Here is an 11,809-nt window from a genome sequence, read left to right as displayed (position 1 = left end):
ATTGCGACGCGCGACGCCAAAAACGCCGCTTCATTCCTGGCAGCCGTCCACATACGCTGCCTGGTGCTTTGGCTTGCAATCTCGTGACGGCACCATCTAGAACAAGTTCGGCCTTATTCGGCCCTGAATCGCACTCAATCGAAACCGTAGGGCTACGCGATAGATGGAACCCTCGTGGTGAGCGGCATGCGCGACCCGGCAGGGCAATCCGCGCATAGTCACAGCAGCTATCAAGTAACGAGTGGCATGGTCTAGTACCTAGCGTGGAAGTAGTATTGGGATGTTGCCATTTGCCAGAGGTCGTACCAACTGCGGCGATGTCGGTGGCCTACGGCTGTATTCGAGGTTTGCATCGATGCCGGATGACCGGCGTGTCGACGAGCACGTGATCGGGGCATCAGTCGCCACGGAATCGGAGCTGGACAGTGTCTGGTCACAGCGATCATCCCATCCCAAAAATCGTATCGGCACGCACAGGGTAACCTTAAGCAGCAGCGGGTTGGCTGCCTCGGGCAACTCGACTACTGCCGTTTACGACTTTATTGTTCGAACTGTGTCTGATCAGGACCCATTCACGGCCTGTGTTTACGACTTTGCAGTGGCGCCTCAGTTGACCGGTGCGTCGCAAGACCGCATCTATGCTTGGCTGGTGTTTACGACTTTATTAACAAGATGGTGGAGTCAACTCTTTGGCTTCCGAACGATCGCAAAATTGGCCGATGCTTGGCTGGTTGGCATCATTTCGATGGTGTTGATATTGACATTTGGCGGCAAGGATAAAAGCCAGCAAATGGTATTGGCAATGTCTGCAGCCCCAAGCGGTGATGCATCGTCGTAGACATTGGCCGCTCGAACTGTGTCACCGTGAAAACGAGTGACCGAAAATTCGGTGCCGCCACAGAGACCAGGCTCAATTGAGGTGACGTGAACCTGCTTGCCCGCAAGGTCCGCCCGCAGGTTCAGGCTGAATTGATGTACGAAAGCTTTCGTTGCGCCATAGACATTGCCACCTGGATATGGGTATGTCCCAGCTATTGACCCGAGGTTGAAAATCCAGCCGCGATCACGCTCGACCATACCCGGGAGAACGGCGTGCGTGCAGTACATAACGCCCTTGATATTGGTATCCACCATAATCTCCCAGTCAGCGAGCGGCACCGCGTAGGCGGGCTCCGCCCCGAGAGCTAGCCCGGCGTTGTTGACCAGCACATCGATGGGGCCATGAGTCGTTTCAATTTCACTAAAGAGCGCCGCAACAGTGGCTCCATGCCTGACATCCAGTATTTTGGGTACCAGTCGTTCCCCGCAACGAGCGGCCAAGGAGGCCAACCTGTCCGTGCGCCGGCCTGTTGCGAACACTTGATGACCTTCCTGAATCAGGCGCTCGCTGATCGCCTCGCCAAATCCGGATGTCGCACCAGTTACAACGATATTCATGGCAGTCTTCTCTATGTTGTTAGAAACTGGCAAAAAGCACGCAGTGATCCACCACCTAGGCCAGCAACGCGACCAGTCCGGAGCCCAGCAACATGCCGCTGACAATGCGATTGAACCAACGCAGTGGAAGCCGAGTGGAGACGCCTTCACCAAGTCGTACACCGATGACGAACGCCGGAATCAACAATGCGGTCGTCCAGATTTGCGGTAGGCGAATCTGTCGGCTTGCCACCATGATTAGGGTCACGCCCGAAAACAATACTGCGAAATAGCCAAGCAGGTTGGCGCGCAAAGCAGGCCCGTGGGAAATTCCGTTGAAGTAATACACGGCAGGTGGCCCACCAACCCCGCCAAGCGCCGTCAGCGCACCACTCATGGCACCTGCGGCGAAAGTCGGCGCCCATCCGCCGTTATGACGCCAGCGCCATCCGGTCATATGCACGCCGGTCGCCGCAAGTACGCTCAGCGCGACGAGGTGACGCATGAATGCCGCGTTGTCGCTGGTGATCCAATGTGTGGTCAGTGCAGCGCAAGCCATTGCGAACAATGCAAGTGGCACCACCGAACGCCAGCGAACCGTGCCCGCCCACTTACGCGCACCCTGCAACGAAGTGGCGCAATGAACCAGCACGATCAACGCACCAGCGTCAGGAGTCGTGATTAGCAAACCAAACAAAGGTGCCATCAAGAGTGCAGCGCCGAAACCACTCACCCCCTTGGCCGTGCCAGCCACGAAGCTGATGAGCATCAGCCACGCCAGCACCGCAGGTGGGCCGACAAAGCTCATGCGTCGAACGAGGCGAGCGTGCTACGCAGGATGTTGACGGTCTGATCAATGTGCTCGCGCTCGAAAACGAATTGTGGCGCGACGATCGCGCAATCCCCTGTCGTTTTCAGGTGCACGCCGGCATCAAAGAGCATCTTCTGCCACAGATGACCGCGACGGCCAGGCGCGCCGTCAGACTTCACGTCGATGCCTGCGATCATGCCGTAGCCCCGAGTGTCCGAAACCAGCGGTGACGAGCGCAAGGTAGCAATCTGCTCGAGGAAATAGCCTGACAGGTCTCGTGCACGTTCGAACAACGCTTCGTCACGATAGATATCGAGTGCTGCGATCGCGGCAGCGCACGCGACCGGATGCGCTGACCACGTATAGCCGTGGAAAAATTCGATCGCCCCCTCGGGTGCGGTATCGACAATCGTGTCGTGCACATGATTCGCGACCGCGACGGCAGCCATCGGTATGGCGCCGTTGGTCAGCGCCTTGGCCATCGTGATGAGGTCTGGCGTCACCCCAAAGCTTTGTGCGGCGAACGGCTGGCCAGTGCGCCCGAAGCCGCAGATGACTTCGTCGAACACGAGCAGGATGCCGTGTGACGTGCAAATTTCGCGCAGGCGTTCTAGGTAACCTGCGGGCGGCACGAGTACGCCCGTCGAGCCAGCGATCGGCTCAACGAAGCAGGCTGCGATGTTTTCAGCGCCATGCAACTGAACAAGGCGTAGCAGATCGTTAGCAAGTTCGGCGCCATGCTTGGGCTGGCCGATCTGGAATCGATTCTCTTCGAGCCACGTGTCGCGCATATGCACCACACCGTGCACGAGATTGCCGTACGCGCGCCGATTGTTGACCATTCCCGACAACGCAATGCCGCCGAAATTCACACCGTGATAAGCACGTTCACGCGAGACAAACATGGTGCGACCCGCCGCGCCTTTTGCACGTTGATATGCAAGGCAGATCTTCATCGCAGTATCGACGGCTTCCGAACCCGAGCTAACAAAAAAGAGCTTTTCCATCCCATCGGGAAGAAGGCCCACCAAGCGACTCGACAGCTCGAACGACTTGGGATGCGCTCGCAGGAAACTCGGCGTGAAATCGAGCTCGAGAAGCTGTGCATGGACAGCGTTAGCGATCTCGGAACGACAATGACCAGCAGGGGTCGTGAAAAGCCCCGATCCGGCATCGAGTATCTGGCGCCCGTCGAGGTCGTAGAAAAACTGATCCTTTGCACGCGCGAACAGTCTGGGATCTGCCTTGAATTCACGATTAGGCGTGAAGGGCAGCCATTGATGCTGCATGGAAACTGAAAAAGTTGACGGCAGGACCGATTCGAATGGGTTCATGGCAGGGTTCCAAGGTGGTGCCGCCATGATTGCAACTTTTTTAGGTCCAGCATAATGCCAGCGAAGTCATTTGATGGTGCCAGCCAAAGGGTTCTCCATGAGCTCCAGCGAGCATGAACTGATGTGGCTGCAGTTGCTGCAGACGCCTGCACGGGGCGCCGTGCCGCTGCAACTCCAGTTGCGCACAGCACTGGTCAACGCAATTCTTGATGGTCGGCTACAGGCTGGCTTGTGCCTGCCGTCAGGACGCGAACTGGCAGCACTGGTGGATGTTTCTCGAAACACCGTTGTCCTTGTGTACGACCGTCTTGTGGCAGACGGCTATCTTGAAGCGCGCCCCAGGGACGGCTATTACGTGTGTGGTTCGATTGCCCGCGCCAATGTCACACGAGTCAACGCATCTGCCGCGCCCGGAACGCCAGACTGGAGCGCCAAAATACACCCTCCGAGCACACAGTTTCGCTGGCTTGACCGCCCTCAAGACTGGCAGAAATATCGCTATCCATTCATCTTCGGCCAGTTTGATCCGAAGCTGTTTCCCTTGTCGGATTGGCGCGAGTGCAGTCGACAGGCGCTTGGAGTCGCAGCGGTCGAAAGCTGGGCCCAAGACGGGACTGGAGGTGATTCAGCACAGCTCATTGAGCAGTTGATTCGGCGTGTGCTTCCGCGCCGTGGCATTGCCGCAAGACCTGACCAAATCCTTCTTACGCTTGGAACGCAGCACGGCCTCTACCTGCTAGGAGAGTTGTTTGCAGATGCGGGCACAGTCGTGGGAGTCGAGAATCCGGGCTATATGGATGCGCGCAATATCTTCTCACGCCAAGCGGCACGTGTATTGCCACTCCCAGTCGATGAAAGCGGCCTGAAGGTGTCCTCCCAGCTTGCAGAGTGCAAGTACATTTATTGCACACCAAGCCATCAATGTCCAACTGGCGTGACCATGAGCACAGACCGACGGATCGCCCTGCTCAACCACGCATCACAACACGATCAAGTCATTTTCGAAGACGACTACGACCCCGAGACTCAATACCTTGGGCAACCGTTGCCCGCGCTAAAAGCCATCGATAAATGCGATCGTGTCATTTACCTCAGCAGCTTGTCGAAACTGTTGTCGCCAGGGCTACGCATCGGCTATATCGTCGCGCCCACTCCTGTCATCGAGCAGCTTCGCCTGTTGCGACGGCTGATGATCCGCCAGGCGCCAGGCAATAACCAGGTTGCCGCGGCGTTCTTCATTCAGCAGGGTCACTATGACCGCCTATTGCACCAAACACGGCACGTTTTGAGTTCTCGTGCAGCGGTCCTTGCTGATGCACTCACGCGCCGTATGCCCAATGCCGGGTTCACGATCCCCAGTGGAGGCTCATCGGTATGGCTACGGCTCAGCGGCAGCCCAGATCTGGCTGCACTGCGCGCAGCGTGCCTCGCGCGCGGTGTACTTTTTGATCCAGGCGAGCCATTCTTTCAAGAACAGATGACCGTTCCCTACATCCGGCTCGGCTTCTCCTCGATACCTATCGAGCGTATCAAGCCTGGCATTGAAGAGCTCAGCAATGCTTTGGATGCATCTTCGCGCCACTTTCTCCGGGCCTATCGGCATACCTAGCGATCCAAGTCAGTGCCAACGCGCACCGCGTGTGTCGTTCGTAAACCAAATTTGCACCCGAAAGGTGCGTGGTCGTAGCAAAGTCAGCCCATCGCACGCTGGCACGGCGAGGCCTATTTCACGATCCATTGCCTCTCAGGGAGCCCTGGACCAATCAAAACTTTCGGCTGGCACCATCGCTTGGTCAGGAATTTGCATCTTTGAACGTGAACTCCAACCTAACACGTATCAACGGTGTCGAGTAATCATGAATCCGATGAATACCTGCCTGAGGAACGCCCATGTACACATTCTCTCTGCGCAATATCGCACCTTTTTTCAAAAAGGATGCCGGTAAGACACCGAGTGTAAGCCTCAAAATAAATTGGGCAACGATTATCGTTTTAGTAGCAGCACTTGCCGCTTGGCAAGTGGTTGCTTGGTCAGGTGTTTTTCCACCGTTTGCATTGCCATCGCCTCAAAGTGTCTGGAAATCCCTCGTGATGATTTTGCACGAAGGCTACGGCGGACAAACTCTCCCGACCGACATTTTTGTCAGCACGCTGCGCATTGTTATAGGTTTTATTGGCGCTGTCATTTTTGGAGTTCCCATCGGACTGCTGATGTCGCGCAACAAGATTGTTTTCGATGTTGTTGATCCTTTCCTGCAATTCATTCGCCCCGTTCCGCCACTAGCCTATATCCCCTTACTGGTTGTCTGGTTTGGCATTGGTGAGCTACCCAAGATCGTCTTGATTTTGGTCGGTACTGTACCTGTCATCATCATTGGCACTATGTCAGGCGTCAACAGTACACCCCCGCTCCGTATTTCTGTTGCTCGAACTTTGGGCGCTTCGAATGGGCGAATATTCTGGAAAGTCATTCTCCCCTCGGCGTTGCCAGAAATTTTCACAGCCATGCGTGTAGGCATCGGTGTTGCGTGGACCTGTCTCGTCGCTGCCGAGCTTATCGCAGCCAGTAGTGGGTTAGGGTGGCTTGTGCAATTTGCTGGCCAAGCGCTACAGGTCAGTATTGTCATCGTTGGCATTATCATCATCGGTTTGATTGGCTATGCCATGGAATTGGTGATTAGAAAACTTGAAGATATTTTCGTGCCCTGGAAGGGGCAAGTCTAATCTCAACCTGGAGAAATAAAATGAAAGCACTGTATTGGCTCAAAGCTGGCTTGATCCCACTTTTAACGTGGGCGACCTTGACGCAAACGCCTGCTGTGGCCGGCGGCAAGCCAGACGTTGTCATTGGCTATGAAAATAATGGCGCAGACCCCTATATGGTATCAATGGGTGAAAAATTATTTGAAAAAAACATGAACGCAAATATTCAATATAAATTTTTCAGCTCGGGGCCAGCAGCGATGAGTGCATTGGCCTCCAACAGTTTGAATTTCATGTGTGGGATTGGCATTCCGCCGCTAGTCGCTGCAATATCACAGGGCCTACCAATGGCCATCATCTACAATCAAGAGCGCTACACGAATGCCGCTGGGATTGTTGTTAAGCCCAAGAGTGGCATCCAATCCGTATCGGATCTTAAAGGTAGGAAAATTGCCATCGTTGCTGGGTCCCAAGCTTCCTTTGAATTAGCCACCTTCCTCAAAGAGGCACGCGTTCCCTATGACTCGGTGATACAGATCAACATGGCTCCTCCACAGATGCGTGCTTCTTGGTTGTCGGGTGATATTGACGCAGCCATTGTGTGGGATCCAGTCTTTGGCGCTCTTCGTGAATCAGGCGGCCATGTCATTAAGACTGACGCAGACCTGCCCAGGTCGGCATCTTCCTACAATGTTTGTATCGTAAACAGTGAATGGGCTAAAGATCATAAGGATGTAGCAGTAGGCTTCGTTAAAGCACTAGACGAAGGGGTCAAGATGACCAAGGATGAGCCGACCAAAGCAATAAAAATCATGGCAAAATTGGCCGGAGTAACTGTGCCTTTAGCTAAGTCCGAACTATCTGGGTACGAGGTATTTTCGGGTAAAGATCAAATTTCCGGTGACGTCATGGGGTCTGGGGCATCCATTCATTCTTCGGCCACCTACCAAACCCTCGTTAATACCTCGAAGGTATTACACGAAATCGGCCGCATACCATCTACAGTTGAGAGTTTTGACGGCAGCCTAATTCCTCAGTACTCTGAGCCACTGTCGCACTAATGCTCAGGGTCCGCAGTGAAGATCGTTATTGATTCCATTTCCAAGGCCTTTGGATCCGTAACCGCGCTTGAAAACATTAATTTGAATTTCGAAAGTGGTGAATTTGTCACCATTCTCGGCGCGTCCGGATGTGGCAAGACGACCTTGCTGCATCTTTTGGCGGGCCTAACAGCGCCGTCGGAAGGGGCCATTTACATTGACGGAGAGAAAAAGGATAAGCCCGGTGCTGATCGTGTGGTTGTATTTCAGCAGGCGGGCCTCTATCCGTGGCTGACGGTCCGTGAAAATATCGAATTTGGACTGTCGTTGCAGGGTGCTTCAAAAGAGGAAAAAGAGCAAGCTTCCTCTCATATTCTGAGAATTATTGATTTGGAGGGATTCGCTAACCACAAGCCCTATCATCTTTCTGGTGGCATGCAACAACGCGTGGCTATTGCCCGGGCGCTGGTCATGAACCCCAAGGTGCTGCTCATGGATGAACCTTTTGGGGCCCTCGACGCGCAAACTAGGGCTTCGATGCAGGCATTTCTGACATCTCTGTGGGAGAAAATCCACTGCACCATCATTTTCATTACACATGATGTGGATGAGGCAATTTTCATGGGAACCCGCCTCGTTGTATTAACTTCGCGCCCTGGGCGAGTGGCGCTCGATACAGCCGTTGATTTGGCACGCCCCCGCACACGTGATGCCGTATTCAGTGCTCAATTCCTTGGCCTAAAGAGGAAAGCGATGGATATTTTGTCGGCCTAGGTATTCGCGCCGATGCCGAATTGACCAGCGCGCCGAAGAATGCGTGATCAGGAGCATTTGCCCGGTACGTCCGTCACCACGAAGTCGGTGCAGGGCAGCACCTTGTCACAACGAAATCGGCGCATCGCCTAAGTTCGTGTCGGTACGCAAAGGGTCGTGTCGGTACGCAAAGGGTAACCTTGCGGGCGCCCCCAGGCGGCGTTCCAGGTCCAGACGCGCTGGCCGACGCGCGCCGCCGGCACCCCGTCGCCCACGGCGTCGATCACGCCCATGCCGTCGCTGTGGGGGATGACGCGCGGGAACGGCATCGTGCCGCTACGCAGGCCAAGACGCGATTTGACGTCCGAAGGATTGACCCCGGACCACTGGACACGCACGCGCACCTCGCCGGGAGCGGGTACGGGGTCGGGGAGGTCTCCGATCTGCAGCACCTCGCGTGCCGGGCCCAGACGGTTATAGAAGGCAGTTTTCATGCGGGCCAGTGTATCGGCGGAAAGTCTCGGGCGAAAGTTGTGTGACCGTGCCGGGAGAGGCTACCCCGCACCCGGGACGAGGAGAGCATCGGCTGTAATCCGCCAGCGCCCACGTCACGAATCCCACTATTGATTAGGCCCTTAAACAGTATCAAGCGGCATACTTATTAACCAGGCCCCTAAATGCACGACATTTTGATAAAATGTTGGCATGGACAAGATCGATGCGCGCAAGCTCAGTGTGGAGAGTCGGGCCCTGTTGCGGCAGATGGTGCTACGGCTGCGCAAGCAGTCGGGCATGAGCGCCGAACAACTCTCAGTTGTGGCTGGCGTGCATGCGAGCACGATCAAGAAGTGGCTGGCTGTGGCGCGCAGGCAAGGCGAGACCGCGCTCCAGGAAAAGCGTCGCGGCCGCCCAGTGGGCGCGTGCCGCAAGCTCAGCCTGGCGCAGGAGATGTGGATCCGCCAGCACATCGTCGAGAACACGCCCGAGCAGTTGAAATTACCCTTTGCCTTGTGGAGCCGCCCGGCCATTCGCGCCTTGCTGGCCGAGCAGTTTGGCTTGGAGATTTCCGAGCGGCTCATGGGCAAATACCTCAAGCGCTGGGGCTTCACGCCGCAGCGCCCCGTCAAACGGGCGCTGGAGCAAGACCCCGTGCGCGTCGCGGCGTGGTTGCGCCAAGACTATCCGCAGATTGCTGCGCGGGCCAAGGCCGAAGGTGCGCAGATGCTGTGGGCCGATGAGACCGCTGTCAAAGACGATGCGCATTGGGTGCGCGGGTATGCCCCGGCGGGTCACACCCCCGTGCTGACGCTGCCTGCGCGCTGGAACAAACTGTCCATGATCTCGGCCATCTCCGCGTGCGGCGAGGTGGTCTTCGAGATCGTCGAGGGATCCATCCAGACCGAGCGCTTCATCGCCTTTCTCGACAAGCTCCTGGCGCAGGCCACAGCCAAAATCTTTCTGGTCGTCGACAACCTGCGTGTGCATCACGCCAAAGCCGTACGACAGTGGCTCAAGGGCAAGGAAGATCGCATCGAATTGGTGTACCTGCCACCCTATGCGCCTGAGTCCAACCCCGACGAGTACCTCAACCGCGACTTCAAAACAGCCCTGCGCTCAGGCCCTGTGGCCAAAACGGTCGAAGAACTCAAGGCCAAAGCCCAGCGCTTCATGCAGACGCTGCAAAATGCTCCCGAGCATGTTCGCAGCTATTTCCGCCACCCACTGGCTCGCTACGCAGCTTGTATTTAAGGGCTGGGTTAATATTTGCCTCAATACCTCAGGTTAGGGATTTGTAGAGTTCTGCGGCAACTTGCGCATTTTTGATCAGTGCATTTGACCGTATCAAGCTGCACCTGCTGCAACCTCCTGCGCAATCCAGGTAAGGGCCTAGGCCCATCACCCATGCACAGGAGGCATGATGGCGGAAGCCAACCCCTATTTGAATGCGCGCCGCGAGTGGGATGAGCGCTATGGCGATGCAAGCGCCCGCGCCAAGAGCTGGCGTTACGCGGCGATTGGCGCATTGGCAGTCGCCGCCATCGCGGTCACGGGCGTCGTCTTCATCGGTGCCCAGTCCAAGATCAAGCCCTACGTGGTGGCGATCGACAAGATGGGTAACCCGGTCGCCATGGCGCAACCCGTCTCGGGCGGCGCCGTGGACCAACGCATCATCGAGGCACAGGTCGCCAACTGGATCTGGAACGCCCGGACTGTCATCCCCGACGCTGCGGCCCAGAAAACGCTGATCCATCGCGTCTACGCCATGGCGAGCAGCGACACCGCCGCCTACCTCAACGGCTACTACAGCAAGCATCCCCCGTTCGGCGATTTCACGGTGAGCGCCAACATCACCAGCATCCTGCCGGTGAGCAAAGACACGTGGCAGGTCGGCTGGGAGGAGGTGAGGGTGAACGGCGGGCAACCGCAGCCGGTCGAACACTGGAAGGCCGATGTCACCACGGGGATCGACCCCAAGCTCGCCGAGAGTCCGCAGGTCATGCTGGACAACCCGCTCGGGTTGTTCGTCAAGAACGTGACCTGGACGCAGGTTTTCTCCAAAGGCCAGTAAGGAAGCCGCCATGAAACTCTTCCCCTATTCCTTGGTGGCGCTCGCCATGGTGGCCAGCTCCGCCGTGGCCATGCCGAGCACCACGACGATTCACCTAATCGGCACCCCGGACAAGGGGCGCACGAGCGACCAACTGGTCCGTGGGGTCGCTCCGGTTCCGCTCTCGCCGAGGGCCACTGAGGATGCCAGCCAGGAATGGTTGCAAACCGGGATTGCGCCCTCTCTCGTCGGAACGAATGGTCAGGTGATGTACCCCTACGGCCAAAGCCGGCCCACGATCACCTGCGCACCGCTGCACATTTGCGTCATCAACCTGATGGCCGGGGAGCACATCACCAACATGTCCATCGGCGACTCGGTGCGCTGGCTTGTGCAATCGGCCGGCGCCGGCGACCGCCCCGTGGTGGTGGTCAAACCCACGGCTGCCGGCCTGGTCACCAATCTTGTGGTCACGACCGACGCCGGTCGGGTCTACTACATGACCCTGGTCAGCGACGCCCATGACTACGTGCCGCTGGTCGGCTTCTACGACCCGCAGCAACTGGTGATCAATATGCAGCAGCAGGCAGCACAGGCGAGGGCGGCTGAGCAGGCCAAGGTCGAGGCGCAAAAACAAGCAGTCGTGGCGCCGCTCGGTGGCATCGACCCGGCAAGCCTGGACTTCGACTTCACCTGCAAAGCGGATGACGGCCATGCCGATCTTGAGAACGCCGATCTGAAACCCCTGCGCATCTTCGCAGGGGGCGGACACACCTATCTGCAGATGGCGCCCGACATGAAATACACCGACGCGCCCGCCGTGTTCAACGTCACCAACGGCCAGACTGAGCTGATGAACAGTCGCCTGGTGCATGGTTACTACATCATCGATGGCCTGCCGCAGACGTTCGAACTGGTCGTCGGCGTCGGCAAGGATGCCCGCAGCGTGACCTGCCGGCACGGTCAGGCGGGTGGTGGCGGCTGGTTCTTTGGGCGGTGAGGGCGCGCCATGACTGAAGCCATCCAAGACGACAAGCCCCTGGACGAGAGTCTGCTCAAGCAGGACCTCAACGGCACCGCGGCACCCAAGAAGGGAGTCCTGAGCGTCAAGGGCTCGCCGCGCGAAGGCGGAGCGCGCCTGAGCAAGAATTTCAAGACAATCGCCTTCGTCGGCGGCAGTGTCGTCGTCGGCGGGATGGTGATC

At 57.1% G+C, this 11,809-nt stretch carries 11 protein-coding genes and 2 pseudogenes; 9 read left to right on the top strand and 4 right to left on the bottom strand.

Going from position 1 to position 11,809, the window contains the following annotated elements:
- Positions 1 to 87 (top strand): annotated as a pseudogene (locus ACYCUK_RS21120) (IS5/IS1182 family transposase); the annotation flags it as partial.
- 594 nt (positions 88 to 681) lie between these two features.
- On the opposite strand, the gene ACYCUK_RS21115 reads toward ACYCUK_RS21120, so the two are convergent.
- From ACYCUK_RS21115 to aptA, 3 genes are read right to left on the bottom strand one after another with little or no spacing between them, the layout of a single operon-like run.
- Positions 682 to 1,437 (bottom strand): SDR family NAD(P)-dependent oxidoreductase, encoded by a 756-nt coding sequence (locus tag ACYCUK_RS21115; RefSeq protein ID WP_461596601.1) that lies wholly within the window; start codon positions 1,435 to 1,437, stop codon positions 682 to 684.
- Positions 1,438 to 1,492: 55 nt separating this feature from the next.
- Positions 1,493 to 2,224, bottom strand: a complete 732-nt coding sequence (locus tag ACYCUK_RS21110) for a sulfite exporter TauE/SafE family protein (RefSeq protein WP_461596600.1) — start codon at positions 2,222 to 2,224, stop codon at positions 1,493 to 1,495.
- Positions 2,221 to 3,561 carry an omega-aminotransferase AptA gene (gene aptA, locus ACYCUK_RS21105; RefSeq protein ID WP_461596599.1) on the bottom strand — a complete coding sequence of 447 codons (1,341 nt, stop codon included), beginning with the start codon at positions 3,559 to 3,561 and terminating at the stop codon, positions 2,221 to 2,223. The genes ACYCUK_RS21110 and aptA overlap by 4 nt, the downstream gene beginning before the upstream one ends.
- Positions 3,562 to 3,658: 97 nt before the next feature.
- Between aptA and pdxR the strand changes: the two genes are divergently transcribed.
- The 4 genes from pdxR (at position 3,659) to ACYCUK_RS21085 (ending at position 8,078) form a co-directional block, all read left to right on the top strand.
- Positions 3,659 to 5,170, top strand: a complete 1,512-nt coding sequence (gene pdxR / locus ACYCUK_RS21100) for a MocR-like pyridoxine biosynthesis transcription factor PdxR (protein WP_461596598.1) — start codon at positions 3,659 to 3,661, stop codon at positions 5,168 to 5,170.
- Positions 5,171 to 5,451: 281 nt separating this feature from the next.
- Positions 5,452 to 6,285 (top strand): ABC transporter permease, encoded by an 834-nt coding sequence (locus tag ACYCUK_RS21095; protein WP_461596597.1) that lies wholly within the window; start codon positions 5,452 to 5,454, stop codon positions 6,283 to 6,285.
- A 20-nt stretch (positions 6,286 to 6,305) separates the two neighbouring features.
- Complete coding sequence (locus ACYCUK_RS21090; protein ID WP_461596596.1) at positions 6,306 to 7,325, top strand: taurine ABC transporter substrate-binding protein; 1,020 nt, start codon at positions 6,306 to 6,308, stop codon at positions 7,323 to 7,325.
- A gap of 15 nt (positions 7,326 to 7,340) precedes the next feature.
- Positions 7,341 to 8,078: an ABC transporter ATP-binding protein gene (locus ACYCUK_RS21085; protein WP_461596595.1), complete on the top strand. Its 738-nt coding sequence runs from the start codon at positions 7,341 to 7,343 to the stop codon at positions 8,076 to 8,078.
- A gap of 128 nt (positions 8,079 to 8,206) precedes the next feature.
- Here the strand turns inward: ACYCUK_RS21085 and ACYCUK_RS21080 are convergent, their stop codons facing one another.
- Positions 8,207 to 8,551: an alcohol dehydrogenase catalytic domain-containing protein gene (locus ACYCUK_RS21080; protein WP_461596594.1), complete on the bottom strand. Its 345-nt coding sequence runs from the start codon at positions 8,549 to 8,551 to the stop codon at positions 8,207 to 8,209.
- A 211-nt stretch (positions 8,552 to 8,762) separates the two neighbouring features.
- Between ACYCUK_RS21080 and ACYCUK_RS21075 the strand changes: the two genes are divergently transcribed.
- The 4 genes and pseudogenes from ACYCUK_RS21075 to ACYCUK_RS21060 all read left to right on the top strand — a co-directional run.
- A complete protein-coding gene (locus ACYCUK_RS21075; protein WP_461596593.1) occupies positions 8,763 to 9,806 on the top strand; it encodes an IS630 family transposase in 1,044 nt (347 codons plus the stop codon).
- Positions 9,807 to 9,975: 169 nt separating this feature from the next.
- Positions 9,976 to 10,626: a VirB8/TrbF family protein gene (locus ACYCUK_RS21070; protein ID WP_461596592.1), complete on the top strand. Its 651-nt coding sequence runs from the start codon at positions 9,976 to 9,978 to the stop codon at positions 10,624 to 10,626.
- 10 nt (positions 10,627 to 10,636) lie between these two features.
- Positions 10,637 to 11,605: a TrbG/VirB9 family P-type conjugative transfer protein gene (locus ACYCUK_RS21065; protein WP_461596591.1), complete on the top strand. Its 969-nt coding sequence runs from the start codon at positions 10,637 to 10,639 to the stop codon at positions 11,603 to 11,605.
- Between the two features lie 9 nt (positions 11,606 to 11,614).
- Positions 11,615 to 11,809, top strand: a pseudogene (locus ACYCUK_RS21060) (TrbI/VirB10 family protein); the annotation flags it as partial.

Source organism: Thiomonas sp., from assembly GCF_054608695.1.
Note: the sequence above shows the minus strand (reverse complement) of the source record. Positions and strands in the feature narration are given on the sequence as shown.

What these genes read in the sequence shown, in the direction of transcription:
- ACYCUK_RS21115 (WP_461596601.1), bottom strand. Translation starts at nt 1,437, where the DNA reads ATGAATATCGTTGTAACTGGTGCGACATCCGGATTTGGCGAGGCGATC.
- ACYCUK_RS21110 (WP_461596600.1), bottom strand. Translation starts at nt 2,224, where the DNA reads ATGAGCTTTGTCGGCCCACCTGCGGTGCTGGCGTGGCTGATGCTCATC.
- aptA (WP_461596599.1), bottom strand. Translation starts at nt 3,561, where the DNA reads ATGAACCCATTCGAATCGGTCCTGCCGTCAACTTTTTCAGTTTCCATG.
- pdxR (WP_461596598.1), top strand. Translation starts at nt 3,659, where the DNA reads ATGAGCTCCAGCGAGCATGAACTGATGTGGCTGCAGTTGCTGCAGACG.
- ACYCUK_RS21095 (WP_461596597.1), top strand. Translation starts at nt 5,452, where the DNA reads ATGTACACATTCTCTCTGCGCAATATCGCACCTTTTTTCAAAAAGGAT.
- ACYCUK_RS21090 (WP_461596596.1), top strand. Translation starts at nt 6,306, where the DNA reads ATGAAAGCACTGTATTGGCTCAAAGCTGGCTTGATCCCACTTTTAACG.
- ACYCUK_RS21080 (WP_461596594.1), bottom strand. Translation starts at nt 8,551, where the DNA reads ATGAAAACTGCCTTCTATAACCGTCTGGGCCCGGCACGCGAGGTGCTG.
- ACYCUK_RS21075 (WP_461596593.1), top strand. Translation starts at nt 8,763, where the DNA reads ATGGACAAGATCGATGCGCGCAAGCTCAGTGTGGAGAGTCGGGCCCTG.
- ACYCUK_RS21070 (WP_461596592.1), top strand. Translation starts at nt 9,976, where the DNA reads ATGGCGGAAGCCAACCCCTATTTGAATGCGCGCCGCGAGTGGGATGAG.
- ACYCUK_RS21065 (WP_461596591.1), top strand. Translation starts at nt 10,637, where the DNA reads ATGAAACTCTTCCCCTATTCCTTGGTGGCGCTCGCCATGGTGGCCAGC.